The 22,240-nt window shown below is 65.8% G+C and carries 23 protein-coding genes and 1 pseudogene; 8 read left to right on the plus strand and 16 right to left on the minus strand.

Annotated features, from left to right (window positions below):
- Positions 1-108 precede the first annotated feature (108 nt).
- From SMD14_RS16420 to SMD14_RS16430, 3 genes are all read left to right on the plus strand, one after another.
- On the plus strand, positions 109-657 hold the full coding sequence (locus tag SMD14_RS16420; protein WP_157241243.1) for a YceI family protein: 549 nt from the start codon (positions 109-111) through the stop codon (positions 655-657).
- 113 nt (positions 658-770) lie between these two features.
- The gene (locus SMD14_RS16425; protein WP_321214339.1) at positions 771-1,238 is read left to right on the plus strand and encodes a hypothetical protein; all 468 of its coding nucleotides are present in this window, start codon (positions 771-773) and stop codon (positions 1,236-1,238) included.
- Positions 1,239-1,347: 109 nt separating this feature from the next.
- Complete coding sequence (locus tag SMD14_RS16430; protein ID WP_321214340.1) at positions 1,348-2,169, plus strand: hypothetical protein; 822 nt, start codon at positions 1,348-1,350, stop codon at positions 2,167-2,169.
- 61 nt (positions 2,170-2,230) lie between these two features.
- On the opposite strand, the gene SMD14_RS16435 is transcribed toward SMD14_RS16430, so the two are convergent.
- Positions 2,231-2,935: a redox-sensing transcriptional repressor Rex gene (locus SMD14_RS16435; protein WP_321214341.1), complete on the minus strand. Its 705-nt coding sequence runs from the start codon at positions 2,933-2,935 to the stop codon at positions 2,231-2,233.
- Positions 2,936-3,039: 104 nt separating this feature from the next.
- Positions 3,040-3,294: a glutaredoxin family protein gene (locus SMD14_RS16440; RefSeq protein ID WP_157241237.1), complete on the minus strand. Its 255-nt coding sequence runs from the start codon at positions 3,292-3,294 to the stop codon at positions 3,040-3,042.
- 89 nt (positions 3,295-3,383) lie between these two features.
- Here SMD14_RS16440 and SMD14_RS16445 point away from each other — a divergent pair, with 89 nt between their 5' ends.
- Entirely contained in the window at positions 3,384-4,202 is an 819-nt protein-coding gene (locus SMD14_RS16445) for an HAD family phosphatase (protein ID WP_157241235.1), read from the plus strand.
- Positions 4,203-4,269: 67 nt separating this feature from the next.
- On the opposite strand, the gene SMD14_RS16450 is transcribed toward SMD14_RS16445, so the two are convergent.
- From SMD14_RS16450 to SMD14_RS16485, 8 genes are all read right to left on the minus strand, one after another.
- Positions 4,270-4,368 carry a 30S ribosomal protein bS22 gene (locus SMD14_RS16450; protein WP_003792170.1) on the minus strand — a complete coding sequence of 33 codons (99 nt, stop codon included), beginning with the start codon at positions 4,366-4,368 and terminating at the stop codon, positions 4,270-4,272.
- Positions 4,369-4,518: 150 nt separating this feature from the next.
- On the minus strand, positions 4,519-4,731 hold the full coding sequence (locus tag SMD14_RS16455) for a helix-turn-helix domain-containing protein (RefSeq protein ID WP_104998964.1): 213 nt from the start codon (positions 4,729-4,731) through the stop codon (positions 4,519-4,521).
- Between the two features lie 154 nt (positions 4,732-4,885).
- Positions 4,886-6,040 carry a 3-deoxy-7-phosphoheptulonate synthase gene (locus tag SMD14_RS16460; protein WP_321214342.1) on the minus strand — a complete coding sequence of 385 codons (1,155 nt, stop codon included), beginning with the start codon at positions 6,038-6,040 and terminating at the stop codon, positions 4,886-4,888.
- Between the two features lie 241 nt (positions 6,041-6,281).
- On the minus strand, positions 6,282-7,301 hold the full coding sequence (locus SMD14_RS16465; RefSeq protein ID WP_321214343.1) for an acetylxylan esterase: 1,020 nt from the start codon (positions 7,299-7,301) through the stop codon (positions 6,282-6,284).
- A 46-nt stretch (positions 7,302-7,347) separates the two neighbouring features.
- Entirely contained in the window at positions 7,348-8,793 is a 1,446-nt protein-coding gene (locus SMD14_RS16470; protein WP_157241230.1) for a rhamnulokinase family protein, read from the minus strand.
- Positions 8,790-10,832, minus strand: a complete 2,043-nt coding sequence (locus tag SMD14_RS16475) for a bifunctional aldolase/short-chain dehydrogenase (RefSeq protein ID WP_321214344.1) — start codon at positions 10,830-10,832, stop codon at positions 8,790-8,792. The genes SMD14_RS16470 and SMD14_RS16475 overlap by 4 nt, the downstream gene beginning before the upstream one ends.
- Positions 10,833-10,843: 11 nt before the next feature.
- The gene (gene rhaI, locus SMD14_RS16480; protein WP_321214345.1) at positions 10,844-12,010 is read right to left on the minus strand and encodes an L-rhamnose isomerase; all 1,167 of its coding nucleotides are present in this window, start codon (positions 12,008-12,010) and stop codon (positions 10,844-10,846) included.
- An 87-nt stretch (positions 12,011-12,097) separates the two neighbouring features.
- Positions 12,098-12,445: an L-rhamnose mutarotase gene (locus tag SMD14_RS16485; RefSeq protein ID WP_321214346.1), complete on the minus strand. Its 348-nt coding sequence runs from the start codon at positions 12,443-12,445 to the stop codon at positions 12,098-12,100.
- 151 nt (positions 12,446-12,596) lie between these two features.
- On the opposite strand from SMD14_RS16485, the gene SMD14_RS16490 reads away from it, so the two are divergent.
- Positions 12,597-13,619, plus strand: coding sequence for a LacI family DNA-binding transcriptional regulator (locus SMD14_RS16490; protein WP_321214347.1), 1,023 nt, complete (start codon positions 12,597-12,599; stop codon positions 13,617-13,619).
- Between the two features lie 52 nt (positions 13,620-13,671).
- Here the strand turns inward: SMD14_RS16490 and SMD14_RS16495 are convergent, their stop codons facing one another.
- Positions 13,672-14,046: an STAS/SEC14 domain-containing protein gene (locus SMD14_RS16495; RefSeq protein WP_321214348.1), complete on the minus strand. Its 375-nt coding sequence runs from the start codon at positions 14,044-14,046 to the stop codon at positions 13,672-13,674.
- A 226-nt stretch (positions 14,047-14,272) separates the two neighbouring features.
- Between SMD14_RS16495 and SMD14_RS16500 the strand changes: the two are divergent.
- The 3 genes and pseudogenes from SMD14_RS16500 (at position 14,273) to SMD14_RS16510 (ending at position 17,422) form a co-directional block, all read left to right on the plus strand.
- Positions 14,273-15,336, plus strand: a pseudogene (locus tag SMD14_RS16500) (spore photoproduct lyase family protein).
- 83 nt (positions 15,337-15,419) lie between these two features.
- On the plus strand, positions 15,420-16,235 hold the full coding sequence (locus tag SMD14_RS16505; protein WP_157241220.1) for a hypothetical protein: 816 nt from the start codon (positions 15,420-15,422) through the stop codon (positions 16,233-16,235).
- 164 nt (positions 16,236-16,399) lie between these two features.
- On the plus strand, positions 16,400-17,422 hold the full coding sequence (locus SMD14_RS16510; protein WP_321214349.1) for a DUF808 domain-containing protein: 1,023 nt from the start codon (positions 16,400-16,402) through the stop codon (positions 17,420-17,422).
- On the opposite strand, the gene SMD14_RS16515 is transcribed toward SMD14_RS16510, so the two are convergent.
- From SMD14_RS16515 to SMD14_RS16535, 5 genes are read right to left on the minus strand one after another with little or no spacing between them, the layout of a single operon-like run.
- Positions 17,423-18,067 (minus strand): DUF1961 family protein, encoded by a 645-nt coding sequence (locus SMD14_RS16515; protein WP_321214350.1) that lies wholly within the window; start codon positions 18,065-18,067, stop codon positions 17,423-17,425. It lies immediately after the preceding gene.
- 42 nt (positions 18,068-18,109) lie between these two features.
- Entirely contained in the window at positions 18,110-18,811 is a 702-nt protein-coding gene (locus tag SMD14_RS16520; RefSeq protein ID WP_157241216.1) for a rhamnogalacturonan acetylesterase, read from the minus strand.
- Between the two features lie 30 nt (positions 18,812-18,841).
- Positions 18,842-19,714 carry a carbohydrate ABC transporter permease gene (locus SMD14_RS16525; RefSeq protein ID WP_321214351.1) on the minus strand — a complete coding sequence of 291 codons (873 nt, stop codon included), beginning with the start codon at positions 19,712-19,714 and terminating at the stop codon, positions 18,842-18,844.
- The gene (locus SMD14_RS16530) at positions 19,714-20,685 is read right to left on the minus strand and encodes a sugar ABC transporter permease (protein ID WP_157241212.1); all 972 of its coding nucleotides are present in this window, start codon (positions 20,683-20,685) and stop codon (positions 19,714-19,716) included. The genes SMD14_RS16525 and SMD14_RS16530 overlap by 1 nt, the downstream gene beginning before the upstream one ends.
- The gene (locus SMD14_RS16535; RefSeq protein ID WP_321214352.1) at positions 20,686-22,215 is read right to left on the minus strand and encodes an extracellular solute-binding protein; all 1,530 of its coding nucleotides are present in this window, start codon (positions 22,213-22,215) and stop codon (positions 20,686-20,688) included. It lies immediately after the preceding gene.
- Positions 22,216-22,240 lie beyond the last annotated feature (25 nt).

Raw genomic sequence — 22,240 nt, forward strand, 5'->3', positions numbered from 1 at the left:
AATGAAACATGCAAATGCATGTTTATACTGGATGCAGCAGTTAGTTGATACTTCAACAGATGAAGCTTCAATAGCAGAACCCTCACAGCACACACAAGGAGCAAAATCATGGCACTTCCCGCAGACGTCACCACCGGCACCTGGACCCTGGACAACTCCCACAGCGAGATCGGCTTCACCGTCCGCCACGCGGGCATCAGCAAGGTCCGCGGCCAGTTCAAGGAAGCCGCAGCAACCCTGGACCTCCCTGAGGATGTGGCCGGCGCGAAGATCAACGCCACCATCAACACGGCCAGCTTCGATTCCGGCGATGCCAACCGCGACGGCCACGTCAAGGGCGAGGACTTCTTCGACGTGGAGAAGTTCCCCGAGATCTCCTTCGTCTCCAACGGCCTGGTGGCCAAGGGCAACAGCTACGAGCTGACCGGGGACCTGACCATCAAGGGCGTCACCCGCCCCGTCACGCTGGACACCGAGTTCAACGGCGTGGCCGTGGACCCGTTCGGCAACACCCGCGCCGGCGTTTCCGCTGAGACCACCATCAGCCGCAAGGACTTCGGCCTGACCTGGAACGCTGTCCTGGAGACCGGCGGCGTCCTGGTGAGCGACAAGGTGGCCATCAACCTGGAACTGGCTTTCATCGCTCCCGCAGCGTAATCGCCTTTCCCGCCGGCACCCCGGCACTGGACGTCCGCAGTCCGGTGCCGGGGTGCCTCCTTTTAACTCCCGACTCCACTCCCCCCTCGCCGGAGGGGTTTACAGTGAGGGCCATGAGCAACTCTCCCAGCGCGCCCCGGACCGGTTTCGCCCGGATCTTCGCGGTGGCGGCCCTTCCCACCGAACTCAAGGTTTCGTTCTGGATCTGGTTCGTGGGCGGCATCCTGGGCCTGCTGGGGGGACTCCTCGGCATGCTGGCCTCCCTGGTGCTCTTCGCTGCTGCGCCGGGAGCCGCAACCCAGGTGCTGCTGCTCATGCTGCTGGCGGCCAGCGTGGGGGCGGCCCAGATCGTGTTCGCCCTCGCCATGAAAGAGGGGAAGCACCGGGCACGGCTGGGCCTGACGGCACTCACCGGCATCACCCTGGTCCTGGCCGTCGCCAACGGGGCCATGGGCGTGGGCCAGGCTGGCAACTGGGCTGCCTTCCTCATCAGCCTGGCCGCCACTGTCCTTCTCTGGCTGCCCCGTTCGCAGGCCTTCTTTGCCGCAGCAGGACGGCGCGGGAATACCTCTTCCGAATGACCCACAAGCCGCCCGCCCCGGAGTACGGTGGACTTAAGCCATGCTGGGGGTAGGGCACAGGACCATTCCCGGCAGCCTACCTGGAACCCGACATGCAAAAGGAACGCCCATGAGTACTCCCCCTGTCCCGCCTCCCGTTCCAAACGATCCCGAGTCCGGCTCCGAGCCTGGCACGCAGGGTCCCCGCTACGGCCAGAACGCACCCCAGTCCGGCGCCCCGCAGTACGGCCAGAACGCACCCCAGTACGGGCAGAGCGCCCCGCAGTACGGCCAGCAGTCCGGCGCGCCCCAGTACGGGCAGAACGCCCCGCAGTACGGCCAGCAGTCCGGCGCACCCCAGTACGGGCAAAACGCGCCGCAGTACGGCCAGAACCCGCCGGCGGCTCCGGGCTACGGGCAGCAGCCGTACGGGCAGTCACCCTACGCGCAATACCCGTCGGAGCAGCCGCAGCCGTCCGGAAGCACGGGCGTTCCCCAGCTGGTCAACATTTCGTTCTGGTTGCTGATCGCCTCTGCCGCCATCTTCGTTGCCTCCGCGCTTGCCGGCCTCACCACGCTGGATGATCCCCGGTTCCGCGATGTCTTCGACAGCCAGGTCCAGGGCACCGGCGCCGGAGTCACGTACGAGGATATGAAGGGTGTCATCGCCGGCACCCTGGTGGTTTTCACCATCATCGGCCTGGCGCTGTACTTGTTGGTGGCATTCTTTGTCCGCAAGGGCAAGAACTGGGCACGCATCCTGGGCACCGTCTTCGCGGCACTTTCCGTCCTGGGCCTCTTCGGCCCTCCCAGTTTCGCGACCATCGGCACGTTGTTGGGGATCGCGGCCATTGTGCTGCTCTACCTGCCTGGTGCCGCTCCGTATTTCCGGCGGCAGCAGCCGTTCGCCAATCCGTACGGCGGCAACATGGGCAACCCGTACGGCCGGTAGTCCAGGCACCAACCACCCTGCGGGCGTGGGTCCCGAAAAGCAGCCGGAACCGCGAAGGAACCTAGGCGGTCTGGCCCGGGGCCTGCGCCCGCTGTGCGTGGTAGGCCAGGATCTGCAGCTCCGTTGCCATGTCCACCTTGCGGAGGTTGACCCCCTCCGGCACCTGGAGCATCACGGGGGCGAAACTCAGGACGCTGCGGACGCCGGCCGCCACCACGCGGTCGCAAACATCCTGGGCCACGGCGGCCGGCAGTGCCAGCACCACCATGTTGGCCCCGGTCCGGTGCAACACCGCTTCCAGGTCGGCCACGTCGCTGACCCGCAGCCAGCCCACTTCGTTGCCCACCACCATCTGGTCCGCGTCAAAAATGGCAACTACGTCGAAGCCGCGGGATTCAAAGCCGCCGTACCGGGCCAGGGCCTTGCCCAGGTTGCCGGCACCCACGATCGCCACTTTCCAGTCGTGCGTAAGTCCCAGGGCGGCCGCGATGTGCCGGCTCAAGTACTGCACCTCGTAGCCCACACCGCGGGTTCCATACGAACCAACGTGGGAGAGGTCTTTGCGCAGGGTTGCGGAGCTGACGCCCGAGGCCTCGGCGAGGGATTCTGAGGAGACCCGCTCCACCCCCTCGGAGAGCAGGGTGTTGAGGGCGCGCAGGTAGAGGGTCAGCCGTGCCACGGCAGCGGGCGGAATCTGTTTACCCGCCGTGCCCGTGGCTCCCGGCAGGTCCGGGACAGCCTGGGGAGTTGAATCCAGCGAAGCCACCAGCTCCTCCCTCGCATTGCGTCGTGACACCACTCTAGAGCCCCATCAGCATTGCCAACAAAGCAGGTGACGCCGATGTCCGCATCATCACAAGGTGCTGCTCCCTACTGCGCCATTGCCTGCCGGAGCACGCGTTCAAGGCGGGCTTCGTCGATCTTCCAGAAATCGCGCTGCACCCCGTCCACCAGCACCACGGGGATTTCTTCCGCATAGCGTTCACGGAGTTCCGGCTGGTGGTCCACCAACTCCTCGTCCCACTCAAGTCCCAGCGATGCGGTAACCCGCCCGACGGCGTCGCGCGCGTCTTCGCAAAGGTGGCAGTCTGCTTTGGTGATGAGGAGGACGCGCGGTGAGGCCATGCCTTAACGGTATCCCCGTTGCCCGGGCGCGGCGACGTCCGGCGTGACACCGCAGTGGGATGAAGAGTGGATTGACTAGACTCAACTGCATGCCCGTTGAGAAATACGTCGCCGTAGTCACCAAGCCGGTTGCTGCGCCGCAGCCCGGCGAGGCGGCGTTCTTCGATGTGGACAACACCCTGATGCGCGGCGCCAGCCTCTTCCACGTTGCACGGAAGATGCACCAGCGCGGCGCCTTCACCATGACCCAGGCTGCCGGCTTTGCCTGGAAGCAGTTCAAGTTCGTGGCCCGCGGCGAGAACATCGACGACGTCCATGCGGTGCGCGACTCCGCCCTGACCCTCGCCGCGGGGATCACGGTCGACGACGTAAAAGCCTTGGGCGAAGAGGTCTACGACGAGATGATCGCCTCGAGGATCTGGCCCGGCGCCAAGGCCTTGGCGGAGCAGCACCTGCGGGTTGGCCGCCGGGTGTGGCTGGTGACCGCCACACCCATCGAAGTGGCCACCGTGATTTCCACCCGGCTGGGACTGACCGGAGCCCTGGGAACGGTGGGCGAAATACATGACGGCATGTACACGGGCCGGCTGGTGGGGGACATCCTGCACGGCTCCGCCAAGGCCGTTGCCGTCCGGGCCATTGCCGACGCCGAAGAGCTGGACCTGATGCGCTGCTGGGCCTACAGCGACTCCTACAACGACATCCCCCTGCTGACCCTGGTGGGCCACCCCGTGGCCATAAACCCGGACGCCCGTCTGCGCCGGCACGCCCGGGACAACAATTGGCCCGTCTACGACTTCCGCGCAGGCCGCCGCGCAGCCACGCTCGGGCTCAAAGCGGCAACGGCCTGCGGCGCCGTCTACGGTCTCTGGAAGGGGTTCGCCCGCATCCGGGGCCCCCGCGTCTAGGCAGCGCCAACAGAAATGCCCGCCACCTCGGAAGGCGGCGGGCATTTCCACGCAGTTCGAAGTATTGCTACTTCTTGTTGCGGCGCTGGTGACGGGTCTTGCGAAGCAACTTGCGGTGCTTCTTCTTGGCCATACGCTTGCGACGCTTCTTAATAACTGAACCCACGAAAGTTCCTCACAAACTAGATGCAGTACCTGTCTGATGGAAAAGGTTCGTGGACAGAGCTACGAACTGAACAACTGACAGATTCTTACAATGACGTAAAACGTTCCTTAACAGGGTACCGCTTCCGGGAGGCGGCTATGGACAAGCTTGTCAGGCGGTCTCGGTGTGGCCGTCCACCACAGCACCTTTGAGGTACTGCTCCACCGCCTGCTCCGGGACGCGGTAGGAGCGTCCGAAGCGCACTGCCGGCATTTCGCCGGAGTGGACCAGCCGGTACACGGTCATCTTGGAGACCCGCATAACCTGGGCGACTTCAGCCACGGTGAGGAACTTCGCGTTTGAGAAGTTCTGTTCTGGCGACATTTCCCATATTCCTTTGCTGACGGATGGACAACAGTGACCCCATGTTCATGCCAATGCGGTGTTCCGATGCTGAGCCATCCACCAACCACCTATCTAGATACTCTAGATGTTCCTGTGGCAGAAGTGAAAGTAGTACGGTCCCCTATTTCATCCCCTATTTAGTGAGAGCCGACTCCCTCCGCTTGCGGGCGGAGGCGGCCAGCTGGTCCAGGACAGAGACCGAAACATCCCACTCCATGCAGGCGTCCGTGACGCTCTGCCCGTACACCAGCTCCGGTCGTCCCGCGGCGTGCCCGGCAACATCGAGGTTCTGTGCGCCGCCCACCAGGAAGCTTTCCAGCATGACACCGGCAATCGCCTGGGCCGAAGTGCCGCCGTCTTCCAGCTGGGCGCCGATCTCCATGGCCACTTCGGCCTGGCGGTGGTGGCTCTTGCCGCTGTTGGCGTGGCTGGCGTCGACGATGAGGCGGGGGTTCAACTGCTTGCCTGCCAGCTTTGCCGAGGCAGCCTCCACGTCGGCGGCAGAGTAGTTCGGTCCCTTGCGCCCGCCGCGGAGGATGACATGGGCGTCCGGGTTTCCGGCGGTGGACACCAGCGCGGCCCGGCCGTCGCCATCAATGCCGAGGAAGGCCTGGGCGGCCGCCGCCGCGCCGCAGGCGTCGATGGCTACCTGGAGGTCGCCGTCGGTCCCGTTCTTGAAGCCGATGGGCATGGACAGGCCCGAGGCAAGCTGCCGGTGGATCTGGCTTTCGGTGGTGCGGGCCCCGATGGCGCCCCAGGAAATCAAATCCGCCATGTACTGCGGGCTGATCGGCTCGAGGAATTCCGTGGCCGTGGGCAGCCCCAGCGCGGTGACCTGCTGCAGGAAGCGCCGCGCGGTCCGCAGGCCGGTGACCATGTCGTGGCTGCCGTCCAGCCGCGGGTCGTTGATCAGGCCCTTCCAGCCCACCGTGGTGCGGGGCTTCTCGAAGTAGGTCCGCATGACGATGAGCAGGTCTTCCCGGTGCTTCTCGGCCTGGCTGACCAGCCGCCGCGCGTACTCCAGTCCCGCCTTCGGATCATGGATGGAGCAGGGTCCCACGATCACCAGCAGGCGGTCGTCCACACCGTCCATGATGGCGCGGACTTCGTCGCGTCCGCGTTCGACGACGTCCGCCGCCCGTGCGTCCAGCGGCAGTTCCGCGATGACTTCCTGGGGCGTGGGCAGCGCGGTGAATTCGCTGACACGCAGGTTGGACGTCGATTTTGCGGCTTCGGCGCCGGCGGCGGTCTGGGCTGTGGCGGATGCTTCTGCTGTTGCGGTGCTCATGTTCGGGTCCTGTTCCAGATGGGAAGCGGGCCCGGATCAGAACCCGCCGGAGAAACGGCGAAGGGCAGAGAATAATCTCTGCCCTGTTGGCTCTGAAGGAAAGTTGGATGCGTGTCAGTTAGACGCGGGCCCCTCCAGAGCCAACGAAAAATACGCATACCAACGGTTTGTCATGCCTTGAACCATAACCGCAACCTGTTGCCCCCCGCAAAGTGTTACGCCGCATCGCGGGACGGGCGGCCTACCCCAGCAGCTTCCGCAGGAACAGCAGCTGCCTGATCCAGTGGTGCTCCTGGCCGCCCTCGTGGTTGTTGAACCGGTACACCTCGATCTCTTTCGCAGCACCGGTGGCCGGAACGCCGGGCGTCCCGCATCCGTACGCGTTGAAACTGGCAAAAACAGTGGAGGGCGGGCAGATGTCATCCATCTGCGCCGCCGAATACAGCGCCGGCGCGGTTGCCCAGCGTGCCAGGTTGACGCCGTCGAAATAGCGCAGCACCGCGAGGGCGGCAGCGTACCGGTCCCGGTGCCGGGCCAGGAACTGCGCTATCTCCGGGTACGGCCCGCGCGGGGTGATGTCGATGGCGCGGGGGAAGTCCTGCAGGAAGGGGACGTCGGGCAGGGCGGCGATGACGCCGTCGAGCCTTCCGGCCACCAGCCCGGCGACGGCCACAACGATGCCGCCGCCCTGGCTGACGCCGGCCAGCACCACGCGGGACGGGTCGACGGCGGGGTGGGACCGGGCAGCTTCCACGGCCCGGAAGGCGTCCACGTAGACCCGGCGGTAGTAATAACCGTCCCGGTTGGCAATGCCGCGGGTCATAAGGCCGGCGTGGGCCACGTCCCCGGCGGAAGGGTGCGGGTCCGGCGTCTCCCCCAGGGTGCCGCCGTAGCCCTGGCCCCGGGTGTCCATGATGAAGTGCGCGTATCCGGCCTGCGCCCACCGGGTGTCCTGGTTGACCAGCCCGCGGCCGCCGGAATATCCGGCGTACTGGACCACCACGGGCAGCGCCGCATCGGGTTCCCGGTGCGCAGGGAGGTGCAGCCACCCCTTGACCGGAGCACCGTCATAGCCGGCAAAGGTCACGTCGAAGGTGTCGATGACGGAAAGGTAGTTCTCCACGGGTTCAAAGCCGGGGTCCAGGGGGAACTCCCGTGCTTCCGCGATGGTTGCGTCCCAGAATTCGCGCAGGTCCTCCGGCGGCGTCACGTCCGAGGTGTAGGTACGGAGCTGGGCGAGCGGGAGATCGAAGAGCGGCATGGTTATCGAATCCTGTCCTGTGTTGACGTGTCGCAGTGCGGTCAGGCTACAGCCGCGAGAGTTCCGGCGCGAACGCCTGCAGGTCATGGCCCTGCACCACCAGGGCGCGGAGCTCAGCCAGCCCGCCGCAGACGGCACCGGCCGCCCGTGCCTGCACCAGCACATTGCCCAGTGCGGTGGCTTCCACGGGTCCTGCCACCACTTTCCTGCCCGTGGCGTCTGCCGTGAGCTGGCACAGCAGCCTGTTCTGGGAACCGCCGCCCACGATGTGCACCACGTCGACGATCCGGTCGGCGACGCGTTCGGCGTCGCGGATGGTGCGGGCGTAGCCGGCCGCGAGGCTGTCCATGATGCACCGTGTGATGGCTGCTGGATCGTTGGGCAGCACCTCTCCGGTGCGGCGAACGGCACCCCGGATGCGTTCGGGCATGTGGTCCGGGGCGATGAAGTAGGGGTCGTCCGGGTTGATCTGCGGCCCGCCGGCCGGCAGCGCGGCCGCCGCGGTGAGCAGCGCCGTCAGTTCGGGACGGACCCCTTCCTGTGCCCAGGTCCGCTGGCATTCGCTGAGCAGCCAGAGCCCGCCCATGTTCCGGAGGTACCGGATGGTGCCGTCCACGCCCCGTTCGTTGGTGAAGTTCGCCGCGCGGCTGGCTTCGGTGAGGACGGGGTGTTTCAGTTCCAGCCCCACCAGGGACCAGGTTCCCGAGGAGATGTACGCGAAGTTTTCCTCGCCGTCTTCCGCTTTGGCGGGGACTGCGGCGACGGCGGATGCGGTGTCGTGCGAGCCGACCGCCACCACCTTTGTATCCCGCGGCAGTCCCGACCGGGCGGCGATCTCCGGCAGCAGGGTGCCTATCGCTTCACCGGGCTGGATCAGCGGCGGGAACAGGTCCTTCCGCAGGCCCAGGGCGGTGAAGAACTCGGTGGCCCACTCCCCCGCCACGGCATCGAACAGGCCGGTGGTGGAGGCGTTGGTGGCCTCGGTCCGCCGCTGCCCGGTGAGCAGGAACGCGATGAGGTCCGGGATCAGCAGGGCCTGCAGCCCGTCCAGGTCCGGTTCGCTGGCCAGCTGGTAGATCGTGTTGAACTGCAGGAACTGCAGCCCGGTGGTGGCGTAGAGGCGGGCGGGGTCCAGTTTCCGGTGCACGGGTTCGACGGCGGCGCGGCTGCGGTCGTCGCGGTAGCTGAACGGCGGAGCCGTCAGCTCGCCCGCGGCGTTGACCAGGCCGTAGTCCACAGCCCAGGTGTCGATGCCGATGCTGAGGATCCGCTCGCCCTGCACGGCGGCAACCGTGGCCGCGGCCGTCAGGCCCTTCAGCACCTCCGCGAAGAGGGCGTCGAAGTCCCAGCGGAGGCCGCCGTCGATCTCCACCACGCCGTTGGAGAAACGGTGGACCACCTCCAGCTCCACGCCGCTTCCTGCGATCCGGCCCAGGATGACCCGGCCGGAGGAAGCGCCAATATCGACGGCGGCAAACACAGGCGTGTTCATCGGAGGAAGGCTGCGGCCACTCCGGCGTCCACGGGGATGTGCAGGCCGGTGGTGTGGGACAGTTCGCTGCCGGTGAGGACGGCGGCGGCGTTGGCGACGTGTTCGGGGAGGACTTCGCGTTTGAGCAGGGTGCGCTGGGCGTAGTACTTGCCCAGTTCCGTCTCGTCCACGCCGTAAACGGCGGCGCGTTTGGCGCCCCAGCCGCCGGCGAAGATCCCGGAGCCGCGGACCACGCCGTCGGGGTTGATGCCGTTGACGCGGATGCCGTGCTCGCCCAGTTCCGCGGCGAGGAGGCGGACCTGGTGGGCCTGGTCGGCCTTGGTGGCGGAGTAGGCGATGTTGTTCGGGCCGGCGAACACGGAGTTCTTGGAGGAGATGTAGATGATGTCCCCGCCAAGGCCCTGGGCGATCATGACCTTGGCCGCGGCCTTGGCCACCAGGAAGGAGCCCTTGGCCATCACGTTGTGCTGCAGGTCCCAGTCCTTTTCGGTGGTGTCCAGCAGCGGCTTGGAGATGGACAGGCCGGCGTTGTTGACCACCAGGTCCAGCCCGCCGAACGCCAGCACCGCGGCGTCGATGGCAGCGGCGACCTGGGCCTCGTCCGTGACGTCGGCCTGGACGCCGACGGCGACATCGGGCCCGCCGAGCTCTTCGGCCACCTTCTGCGCGTTCTCGAGGTTGAGGTCCGCGATGACCACGCAGGCGCCTTCGGCGGCGAGGCGGGTGGCGATGGCCTTGCCGATCCCGGACGCCGCGCCGGTGACCAGGGCGATCCGGGTGGCGTGGGACTTGGGCTTGGGCATCCGTGCCAGCTTGGCTTCCTCCAGCGCCCAGTATTCGATCCGGAACTTCTCGGATTCCTCGATCGGGGCGTAGCTGGAGATGGCCTCGGCGCCTCGCATCACATTGATCGCGTTGAGGTAGAACTCGCCGGCCACCCGGGCGGTCTGCTTGTTGGAGCCGTACGAGAACATGCCCACGCCGGGGACCAGCACGATGGCCGGGTCGGCGCCGCGCAGCGCCGGCGAATCGGCATCCGCGTGGCGGTCGTAGTAGGCCTGGTAGTCCTCGCGGTATCCGGCGTGGAGCTCCTGCAGCCGGGCAATCGAATCCTCGATGGAGGCGTCGGCCGGAAGGTCCAGGATCAGCGGCTTGACCTTGGTCCGAAGGAAATGGTCCGGGCAGGACGTGCCCAGCGCACCCAGGCGCGGGTGCCCGGCGGCTTCCAGGAAGTCCAGCACGACGGCGTCATCACTGAAGTGCCCCAGGACCGGCTTGTCCGTGGAGGCCAGGCCGCGGATCACCGGCGCCAGGGCCCCGGCTTTGGCGCGCCGCTCGGCCTCGGGCAGGGCGCCGTAGCCGGGCAGCTTCGCACCGAACGGCTCGGCCTTGCCGTTTTCCATGATGTACTTCTCGGCCTGGTCGATGATCCACAGCGAGTTCTGTTCCGCCTCTTCGGAGGTGGCGCCCCACGCGGTGATGCCGTGCCCGCCCAGGATGGTGCCGATGGCCTGCGGGTTCGCGTCCTTGATCGCCGCGATGTCCAGGCCCAGCTGGAATCCCGGACGGCGCCACGGCACCCACACCACCTTGTTCCCGAAAATCTTCGCCGTCAGCGCCTCACCCTCTGCCGCCGTCGCAATGGCAATCCCGGAGTCCGGGTGCAGATGGTCCACGTGCGCCGCATCCACCAGCCCGTGCATCGCCGTGTCAATCGAGGGGGCCGCGCCGCCTTTGCCGTGCAGGCAGTAATCGAACGCGGCCACCATCTCGTCTTCACGCTCAACGCCCGGGTACACGTTCTTCAAAGCGTTCAGCCGGTCAAGGCGCAGCACCGCAAGGTTCCCGGCCCTCAAAGTACCCAGGTCCCCGCCGGAACCCTTGACCCACAGCAGCTGGACGTCCTCACCCGTCACCGGGTCCTTCTCCGTGCCCTTCGCCGACGTGTTGCCCCCGGCAAAGTTAGTGTTCCGCTTATCCGCACCCAGGCGGTTCGAACGGGAAATCAGGTCTTCAACAGTCTTGGCTGTGTTCTGCATGCTCATGCCTTTCAGGCGCCCCATCCGGCTTGCTGGCCGCCCACGCGGTCCTCGTTGATCTTCTTCTGGTAACCGCTGGCCTTGAACGCGGCCAGCGGGTCCGCGGGCAGGCCGCGGGATTCACGCCACTCGGCCAGGACCGGCCGGACGTCGGTGTAGAACGCATCATTGAAGATGCCGTTGGCGGCCAGCACATCTCCGGCACGCTGGGCCTCGGCCAGGGCCTCGGTGTCCACGAGCAGGGCGCGGGCGGTCATTTCCTGGACGTTCAGGACCGAGCGGATCTGGCCCGGGATCTTCTCCTCCAGGTTGTGGCACTGGTCCAGCATCAGCGCAACTCCAGAGTCCTTGCCGAACCCGCCGCCGCGGATCACCTCATGCATAATGCGGAACAGCTGGAACGGGTCCGCCGCGCCCACGATCAGGTCATCATCCGCGTAGAAGCGGGAGTTGAAGTCGAACGAGCCAAGCTTGCCCAGGCGCAGCAGTTGCATCACGATGAACTCGATATTGGTGCCCGGGGCGTGGTGGCCGGTGTCCAGGCACACAAACGCCTTCTCCCCGAGCGCGAGGGTCTGGGCGTAAGAGGTGCCCCAGTCCGGAACATCGGTGTGATAGAAAGCCGGCTCGAAGAACTTGTACTCCAGCACCAGGCGCTGCCCGTCCCCGAGGGCCGCGTAGATCTCCTGCAGGGACTCGGCCAGGCGGTCCTGGCGGCCACGCATATCGTCCTGGCCCGGGTAGTTGGTGCCGTCCGCCAGCCAGATCTTCAGGTCCTTGGAACCCGTGGCGTGCATGATCCCAATGCAGTCCAGGTGATGGTCGATGGCCCGGCGGCGCACGGACTCATTGGACGAGGTCAGCGAACCGAACTTGTACTCATCATCCTGGAACGTGTTGGAGTTGATAGTGCCCAGGCCAACACCCAGGCCGGCCGCGTACTCCTTCAAAGCCGAGTAGTCATCCACCTTGTCCCACGGGATGTGCAGCGCCACCGTGGGCGCCAGGCCGGTCAGTTCATGGACCTTCGCGGCGTCCGCCAGCTTCTCCTGCACAGTGCGCGGGGTGCCGGGCGTGCCGAACACCCTGAACCTTGTACCCGAATTTCCATAAGCCCACGAAGGGACCTCGATGGCAAGCTCCCCGAGCCTGCCCAGCGCCGTTGCTACGTCATTCATGATGGTTCTTTCCGGTGTCTTGTGATGCTGTTGGTCTGCTGGATGCCGCCCCGCTGCTGGAGCCTGTTGTTTGCCGGCCCGCCGGCTTTAGGAGGTGGAGGCCTGTGCCGCGGCCAGCTGGCTGTCAAGGTTGAAGACTTCCTCCAGGACCTGGAACCCTTCATCGGGAGCCTGGCCAGTGTTTTCAAAAAGCGCTGCCATTTCCGCCTGCCACCGGGCGTTGACCTCGGTCAGGGCCATGCGGGCGCGGGCGGCATCGAAATCGTCGCATTCCACGTAGCCAACCAGGAGCCCGTCCCCGGCCAGGAACAGGGAGTAGTTGTTCCAGCCCGCGGCCTTGAGGGCGCGCAGCATCTCCGGCCACACGGCCGCATGCCGCCGCCGGTATGCGTCAATCAGCGGTGGCTGTATCGAGGAGCGGAAACACACCCTCATGTTGGACCCTCCTAAACTCGCGGAAACTTTGAATCGTTTCATTGTTACGATTCAAAGTACTCTTGAACTGGAGTAGGTGTCAAGCATTCCGGACAAGCCGTCCATGGGGCGGCCCGGACGCCTGGCACATCGCGCAGCAGCACGGAGAATCATGAACCGCTCAGCCAGTATCAAGGACGTCGCCAACCATGCCAGCGTGGCGGTGGGCACGGTCTCCAACGTGCTGAATTACCCTGACAGGGTCTCGCAGCGGACCAAGGACCGGGTGCTCAAGGCGATCGATGAGTTGGGGTTCGTCCGTAACGACGCAGCCCGCCAATTGCGCGCCGGCCACAGCCGCACCATCGGCCTGATCGTCCTGGACGTAGGCAACCCGTTCTTCACCTCCGTGGTGCGTGCGGCCGAGGACGCCGCTGCCCTTCACGGCAGTGCGGTGCTGCTTGGGGACAGCGGCCACGACGCCGGCCGGGAGGCCAATTACATCGATCTTTTCCAGGAACAGCGTGTCCAGGGACTGCTGATCTCGCCGGTGGGTGACGTGACGGAGCGCCTTGACCTCCTCCGCGAGCGCGGCGTGCCCACCGTACTGGTGGACCGGCTGGCTGACGAGGCAAAGTTCAGCTCCGTAGCAGTGGACGACGACGCCGGGGGGTACCTTGCCGCGCGGCACCTGCTGGACACCGGCCGCCGTCGGCTGGCCTTTGTGGGCGGCCCCACCTCCATCCGGCAGGTGGCGGACCGCCTGCAGGGCGCGCAGCGTGCCGTCAAGGAAGAACCCGACGCGTCGCTGGAGGTTCTGGCATCGGACGCCATGACGGTCCTGGCCGGGCGAAGCGTGGGGAACGCACTGGTGGAGCGGGGCCGGGAAAAGCTGCCGGACGGCATCTTCTGCGCCAACGACCTCCTGGCGCTGGGGGTCATGCAGTCCCTAACCATGACCCACACGTTCCGCATCCCCGAGGACGTTGCGCTGATTGGCTATGACGACATTGACTTCGCCGTCTCGGCCGTGGTTCCGCTGTCCTCCATCCGGCAGCCCACGGAGGCGCTGGGGCGCACGGCAATCGAACTTCTCGCCGAAGAAGTGGGGTCCCGGAACCCCACGCACCGTTCGGTGGTCTTCACGCCGGAACTGGTGGTCCGGCAGAGCACGGGGACTTCCGCCGGCGGCTGATATGGCACCGTCCGGTTAAGTAGGCATTGCCCGGTTGGCAGGCAACGCCCGGTCAGTCACCTTCCTGCAGCCATTTCATGGACTCTGTCCGGGAGGTGAAGAAACGGGTGGGGCAGGGCGGGATGTGCACGCCCAGGAAGAAGTTTGCGATGATCCGGTCTACCGGGCTTGCTCCCAGCAGCGCGATCCGGTTGGCAGCGCACGGGATGGAAAAGACAGCACGGGCTGCCCTGGTGACGTCCTCGGTGGTGGCCATGTCCACCAGCATCGGGTAAGTGCTGTCCCCCGCTATCCGGTTGACGGCAGCCATGGCTGCCCGTGCGTCCTGCAGTTCTATCCGGACCCTGGGTTCCCAGATCAGGTGGATGATGCCGTCGGAGCGGAGCTCCACCGTTCCCTTGCCGCCGTCGACAATTACAGGCTCCATAACCTGCCTCCCTCCCTAGGCGCACTCCCATGATCTTCCTATCTTGCCGTATGCCTCCGAGGCGGCGCCCGGCCTTGTGCCAACGCAGGAGGCATTGCCCGTTGACTGGTTCGACATGGATGGATTTGCCGTGGCTGTTGAGGAACTGGCGCTGGACACCATAGCCTGGCGAGGCCCTGGGCTTAACTGCCCGCGGCCATCCCCTCGACTTGCAAGAATGGCCATCATGGACTTCAACCGGCTGCTGCAGATCCGCCGCATCTACGCGCAGCCTGCCGCACTGGAGCTGCCCCGGGGCAGGGACATCGTGGAACGGTGGCCGGACGCCGACGTCGTGCTTGTCGACAACCACTGGAACATCCCGGCTGTGCACGGTGATGAAACGAACGTGCCGCGCTGGTCCCGGATCAAAACGGAGGCGTTGGTCCTCGGGGTCAAGAAAGCGCTGACCGTCAAGCCGAACGGCAGGTCCGCAGACTTCATTGCGCCCTCAACCGCGAACGGCTGCGCCATGGCGTGCGCGTACTGCTACGTGCCCCGGCACAAGGGGTACAGCAATCCCGTCACGGTGTTCGCGAACATCGACCAGATCGCGGGTCACTGGAGCGCCACGTTACGCGCCAAGGCATCAAGCTTGAGCCCAACCAGTGCGATCCGGAGTTCTGGGTCTACGACATCGGTGAGAACAGCGACTGCTCCGTGGACGCCCTTGTCAGCGACAACGTGGAAGATCTGGTCACGCTCTTCCGCGACCTGCCTACCGCCAAGCTGTCCTTTGCCACCAAGTACGTCAACCCGGCGATGCTGGGCTGGGACCACGGCGGCCACACCCGGATCCGCTTTTCCCTTATGCCCGCGGCTTTGGCGAAGTCGATCGACGTCAGGACCTCGCCGGTGGGCGAACGCATGGCGGCCATCAACGACTTCGTCGCTGCCGGCTATGAGGTGCATGTGAACTTTTCCCCGGTCATCATTACGGACACCTGGCTCGGCGACTGGGAGGAGCTGCTCTGCCAACTCGACGCGACGCTGAGTGCCGCTGCGAAGTCCCAGCTGGCGGCGGAAGTCATCTTCCTGACGCACAATGAACGGCTCCACGAGGTCAACCTCGGCTGGCATCCGCAGGCCGAGAGCGTGCTGTGGCGCCCGGACCTCCAAGAGGCAAAGGTCTCATCCAACGGCTTCACCAACGTCCGCTACCGCTCCGGAACCAAGGCCGGCTACGTGCGGCAACTGACCGCCCTGGTTGGGAGGATCGCACCATACTGCCGCATCCGGTACGCCTTCTGAGGGTCCGGGTTCCTGGCCGGCGTCGGGGCGCGAACCGGGCCTCGGGCCAGGGCCTGCCCCGCCGCGCGGCGCTAGACTGAAGCATGACCGGCGCCCGCCCCCGTCTCTTGGCCTGGCTCCTCGTCCTGGCAGCCTTCCTCGGGGCCTGCACGCCCGCCGTCGGCATCAACGACGCCGTTACCGGGCAAGCGAGCCCGGCCTCCCCGGCGCCGGCATCGGCCGCCCTGACCGCCCCGCCACCGGCGTCAGCGGCTCCGCCCGCCCCGCCGCCGGTACCCGCGGCACCGCCGGAACCCCAGCCGTTCGCCCTCAACCTTTACCAGGAGGGCGACTTCGTGCCGCAGTACACCTTTGACTGGTGTGTGGCAGCGAGCATCCAGATGGCCCACAACCTCATCGACGACACGGGCGGCGGCACGTGGGCGGATTCCACCCAGCAGGGAGAACTCTGGGAGATGGCCCGGGCCCGATCGTCCAACTCGTTCAACGGCGCCAACCCCCTCGGGTGGGCGCAGGTGCTGACGGAGGTTGGCATGGGGCCGTACACGGTGGTCAGCATCGCCGACTACGGGACCGCGCTCCGGACGGCGGCGCGCGCCATCGCCGCCACGGGCCGGCCGGTGGGGCTGGTCATGTGGCGCGGCCGCCACGCATGGGTGATGAGCGGTTTCGAGTCGATCGGCGATCCCGCCCGGTTCCAGGACTTCTCCGTCACCGGCGTCCGGGTCCAGGATCCGCTCCACCCGCACGGCAGCGGGCAGTGGGGCCCGTCGCCCGCGCCCAACAGCCTGCTCACCCCGGAGGAGCTGGCAACGCAATTCGTGGTCCGCGAGCCGCGGCGCTGGAGCAGCGAACTGCCCACCGGTTACCTGATGGTGCTCCCGGTCGCCGGGGCCTGACCGGCCGCGGCTGGGGACAAAGGTCGAAGGAATGCTGGCCGTGCGCAGCGGAGCCGGGCCGGTACGGCTGCCCGCCCCCCGTATAATCTCAGCATGCCGATCACGCGCCTGCACCCAGGCAGCCAAGCCCAGCCGACGGAACGCGAACACTGCGGGAGCGGTCTGTGAGCGGCGGCCTCGTCGCCCTGCTGGACGACGTCGCGGCCCTGGCCCGCATCGCCGCCGCGTCGGTTGACGACGTCGCAGCCGGAGCCGCCAAGGCAGGAGCCAAGGCCGCCGGTGTGGTCATCGACGACGCCGCTGTAACCCCGCAGTACGTGTCCGGGGCTGACCCGTCCCGCGAACTGCCGATGATCAAGCGGATCTTCTGGGGCTCGCTCCGGAACAAGCTGCTGATCATCCTCCCGGCCCTGCTGCTCATCAGCGCCTTCCTCCCGTGGGCCATCCCGTTCATCCTCATGCTGGGCGGCACGTACCTGTGCTTCGAGGGTGCCGAGAAGGTCTGGCACAAGCTCCGCCGGGACCACTCGGACGAAAAAGCGCCGGCGGTCCAGCGGGGTCCGGAGGCGGAGGCGAAGGTGGTCAAGGGCGCCATCACCACAGACTTCATCCTGTCCTGCGAGATCATGGTCATCTCCATGAACGAGGTGGCGGCCGAATCCATCTGGGCCCGGGCTGTCATCCTGGTGGTCGTGGCCCTCGCCATCACCGTGCTCGTGTACGGTGCGGTGGCACTGATCGTCAAGATGGACGACATTGGCCTGCACCTGGCCGCCAAGGAATCTGCGGGCTCGCAACGCTTCGGCGAGCTGCTGGTCAAGGGGATGCCCGCCGTGCTGGCTGCAATCACCCTGATCGGGACAGTCGCCATGCTGTGGGTTGGCGGCCACATCATGCTGCAGGGGGCCTACGACCTCGGCTGGCACCTTCCGTATGACCTGGTCCATGCCCTGGAGGCCCCGGTCGCCGGAATCGCGGGCATTGGCGGCCTCCTGGCCTGGCTCGTGAACACCCTGTGCTCAGCCGTCCTGGGACTCGTGTGGGGCCTCGCCGTGATGGCCGTCCTGCACCCGCTGCTGAAGGCCCTGCCGTTCGGCAAGGAGAAGGGCCAGCACGAGGAAGGTGACGTCCGCGCCGAACTCGCCGGTTACCGGCCGACGAAACACAAGGCGGATCCCGCTCCCTAGCTAGAGTTCCTCCACCACCAGGTTGCGGTAGGCCGCCCGGAGCGGGGCCATGTGCCGGAAGCCCAGGTAGCCGGCCCCAAGCACCTTGCCGGACGGATCCTGCCACTCAAGCAGCGGCAACCCGTTGATGGAAAAAGCCACGCGTGGACCGTCCTTCTCCACCTCCAGGCGGTAGAAGTCCACCGCGTCCCCGGCAGGCGGCAACGGATCGGCACCCTGAGCCACCAGCTGAAAACCGGCGCTCTTGCGCAGGTTGCAGGTGCGGAAGGCCCGCTCGGACTCGTATTTGTGCCGGAAGTAGGAGATGTGCAGGGCATCGATGTCCCCGGAATGGTATTGCGGGTAGTACCCCGTCCGCGGTGCGAGCCCGGGTGAGAACAGGTCCCGCCCGCCGTGCCCCCGGGCGGCGAAGAAGAGCATGGCCAGGCCCGGCTCCTCCAGCGGAAGGAACTCCCAGCTGATCCGGACTCCGTCCGGGAACTCCACCGGGCACCAGAACGTCCAGTGCGCGTGGTCCCCGAATTCCGCGTCGTCCAGCGAACCCGAAAGTTCCAGCGCACCGCCATGACCGCCCACGCTCAGCGGCCCTTCCGCCACCCAGTCTGCAACATCCTCCGGCCCGGTCAGTGCGTTGCTGTAGAGCACCTTCGTCCCCGGGCCAGGCGTTCCCAAGCCAGGCGTGCCCACTTAGCTGCGTCCCGCCGTCGTACTTAACGCACCGTCCGGGACCAGCCCCAGCTCCTGGAGCTCCGCGGCAACATGCTCCGCCACCAGGGCGGCTCCCGGCTGGGAAAAGTGGGTGTTGTCCGCCAGCCCTTCCGGCCAGTAGGCGTGCGTGCCCGGCGCAAAGTGGCAGAAGAGGGACGCCGAGTCCTCCGGTCCCAGGCGAAGGTAAAGCCCGCGCGTCCACGCGTTCAGGTCAACCACCGGCAGCCCCAGCTCCAGGCCGATTTCCCGGACCACCTCCGGGTAGTCCTCCAGGCTCGGCTCCAGGATCCCTTCCACAGCAGCGTCCGACGGCGGCGCGTCCAGGAAGTGCCGCCGCTCCACCGGGGTGCACAGGACGGGAAGCGCCCCGCGGCTCCGCACGTCCCCGGCCATGGTGCGCAGGTTCGCCGCGTAACCGGTGCGGGCCGCGAGGTGTTGCCTCTTCTGGTCGTTGTGGCCGAACTGGATCAGCACCAGGTCCCCCTCGGCTGCTTCCGAAAGCAGCCGGCCCCACAGACCCTCCTCCCGGAAGGACTCCGTGCTTGCCCCGCCCTTGGCGAAGTTGTGCACGGCCGCCCGCCTGTAGGCATGCGGCGCAAGCTGCGCTCCCCAGCCGCTCATGGGGTACTCATGCGTGGGGCAGTTGGCCACCGTGGAATCTCCGGCGAGCAGGATTTTCATGCTGTGCTTTCTGGTAGTCCGGCTCCCCCATCAGCCCTTGACGGAGCCGATGAGCATGCCTTTGGCGAAGTGTTTTTGCAGGAACGGGTAGAAGACCAGGATGGGCAGGGTTGCCACCACGATGACCGCGAATTTGATGCCCTGTTCCGGCGGGATGTAGTTGGGGTCCACGTTTCCGGTGCCGAGCAGGTCGGAGGAGGCTGTGACCTGGCGCAGGTACATCTGCAGGGTCCATTTGGAGTTGTCGGAGAGGTAGAGCAGGGGTGACATGAAGTCGTTCCAGATGCCGACCGCGTAGAACAGCGCGAACGTGGCCAGCACCGGTTTGGACAGCGGCAGCAGGATGCGCCAGAGGATCCCGACCTCGGTGGCGCCGTCCATCTTGGCGGATTCCTCGAGCTCGGCGGGAAGCTCCTGGAAGAAGTTCTTGACGATGATCAGGCTGAACGGGTTGATGGCGGCCGGCAGGATCAGGGCCCAGTAGCTGTTGAGCAGGCCGAGGTCCTTGACCAGCAGGAAAGTGGGAATCATGCCGCCGGAGAAGACCATGGCGAAGACCACCAGGGACAGGATGAGCTTGCGGCCGCGGAGGTTCCGTTTGGCCAGCGGGTAGGCCATGGTGACGGTCAGGATCAGCTGGACCCCGGTGCCCACGGCGGTGACCAGGACAGTGGTGACCAGGGCGCGGATGAAGGCGGGCGTGGAGAAGATGTACTCGTAGGAGCCCAGGGAAAACTGTTCGGGCCAGACGAAGAAGGCCCGCCGGGTGATCTCGGCTTCGGTGGCGAAGGAACCGGCGAAAACATAGATGAACGGCAGCAGGGTGATGATGCCGATCAGGGCCAGGAAGACGTAGTTGGCGGCGTCGAAAATCCGGCCGCCGGTGGTGTTGTGAATCTTCATTAGAACAGTCCGCTCTGGTTGAACCGCTTGGCCAGGGCGTTGGTGCCGAAGATCAGCACGATGCCCACCAGGGATTTGAACAGTCCCACCGCGGTGGAATAGGAGTAGGCGCCCTGGGTGATGCCCACGAAGTAGACGTAGGTGTCGAAGACGTCAGCGACATCGCGGTTCAGGGCGTTGGTCATCAGGTAGATCTGCTCGAAGCCGGTGTTGAGCATCTGCCCGATCGCGAGGATGAGCATCACGATGATGGTGGAGCGGATCCCGGGCAGGGTGATGTGCCATACCCGGCGGAACCGTCCGGCGCCGTCAATGATGGCGGCCTCGTACTGGTCCTGGTCCACGGTGGCCAGGGCGGCGAGGAAGATGATGGTTCCCCAGCCGGTGTTCTTCCAGATCTCCTGGAGCACGATCAGCGGCCGGAACCAGGCAGGGTCGGACAGGAAGTCGATGTCCGTGCCCATCACGTTGTTCAGGAACAGGAACAGCGGGCCGAAGTCCAGCGCGAACAGCAGGAAACTCAGCGACGCCACGATGGTCCACGACAGAAAGTGCGGGATGTAGACCAGGGTCTGGACGGTGCGCTTGAGGATGGAGAGGCGGACCTCGTTCAGCAGCAGCGCCAGCACGATGGTCAGCGGGAACGCGATACCCAGGTTCAGGAACGCCAGGATCAGCGTGTTGCCCAGCAGCCGGGGGAAGTCCGGGTTGGCGAAGAAGTCCTGGAAATGCTGGAACCCCACCCACGGGCTGCCGTTCACCCCGAGGAACGGGACGTAGTCCTTGAAGGCGATCGACACCCCGTACATCGGGGCGTAGCGGAAGACGGCGAAATAGAGCACGCCGGGCAGCAGCAGGAGGTACAGCCACTTATAGTGCGCGAAGTGGACGGAGAACCTGCCCCGCGGCCGGGGAGCGGAGACGGGCTGCGCCCGCTCCCCGGCCTGGGCGTCAATGACAGGGGCTGCCATTTACTTGCTGTCCTGCCAGAGCTTGTTGATTTCTTCCTGGACCTTGTCGCCGCCGCTGCTCTTCCACAGCTTGATGGCGTCCTTCAGGCCCTGCTCATCAATCTGGCCGGCCAGGTACTTGATCCGGGCATCGGCCACAATGTTGTCCAGCTGCGCGCCCTTGGCCACATACGTGGGTGAGACGAAGGCTGCTGCCGGGTTGTAGACCGCGCTCTTGAGGTCCTCGGCCATGACCTCGACCCGCTTGTCGAAGACCTCCTGTTCGTAGCCCGAGGCCTGCTTGACCGGGTAGAAGTTGTTGCCCGTGACGTTCATTCCCAGCTGGGCGTAGCTCTTGATATCGGTGTTGACCACCTTGCCCTCAGGGGTCTCGGGTTTGATGGTGGCGGCCTTGCCGTCCTCCACCGTGAAGTTCACGCCCTCGATGCCGTTGTTCAGCAGGACAGCGGTTTCCTTGGAGTTCATCTTGTTCAGGAACTCCAGCACGGTCTTCAGCTCGGCCTCGGTCCGGACGCTGGTTTTGGGAATGGCCAGGAAGCCGGAGTAACCGTCGGTGGGATGTGTGTGCAGTTCACCGTCCGGGCCTTCGAGCCCGCCGACAAAGCCGACCTTGTTTTCAAAGTCGTTGGGGTTGGCCTGCTTGAACAGGTTGATCAGCACGCTGACACGGGAGTCGACGTCGATAATGATGCCGCCCTTGCCGTTGAAGAAGGGCTCGTTCCACTTGGTCCCGTCGAAGGTGGCAAAGTCAGGGTTGATGAGCTTCTCATCCACCATCTTCTTGACGAAGCGGTTGGCTTCGATGAACTCTTCGGTCTCAAAGCTCGGGACCAGCTTGCCGTCACGTTCGGCCCAGCGGTTGCCGGCGCCGTACCAGGTTTCGATCATGTCGTAGGGGCTGTTGGACCCCAATGCGCCCCACTTCGGGATGGTGATGCCCCAGGTATCGTTCCGGCCGTTGCCGTCCGGGTCCTGTTCCGTGAAGGCCTTGGCCACCTTGTAGAGGTCCTCGGTGGTTTTGGGCGCTTGCAGGCCCAGTTTGTCCAGCCAGTCCTGGCGGAACATGACAGCCGAGCGGATCGGGTTGCGGGCGCGGTAAACGCCGTAGACCTTGCCATTGATGCTGGCGTTCCGCTCCACCGCCGGGGAAGTGGACTTCAGGTTTGGGTACTCTTTGAGCTTATCCGTGAGGTCCCAGAAGGCACCCGCTTCGGCGTTCTTGACGAAGCCTGGGGACTTGCTCTGCACCACCAGGACGTGCGGAATCTCGGACGAAGCCAGCGTGATGTTCATCTTGTCTTCATAGGAGGCGTTTGGCGTCCAGGCGATATTGACGTCCTTCCCTGTGAGTTCCTCCAACTTCTTTTGGACGGCGCCGTCCGCGGAGGGCGGCTGCGCCTCGAGGAAGGGGGCCATCACGTTGATGGCGGCCAGGTCCGCGGACTGGGTTTCCCCGGCTCCGCAGGCTGTCAGTGTCAGGGCCGTGGCGGTCACGACGGCGGCGGCCAGGCTGAGTTTTCTGGTAATCATGTTGTTCCTTTTCCACTTCTTCGGG

Source organism: Pseudarthrobacter oxydans, assembly GCF_034258515.1.
Classification (GTDB): Bacteria; Actinomycetota; Actinomycetes; order Actinomycetales; family Micrococcaceae; genus Arthrobacter.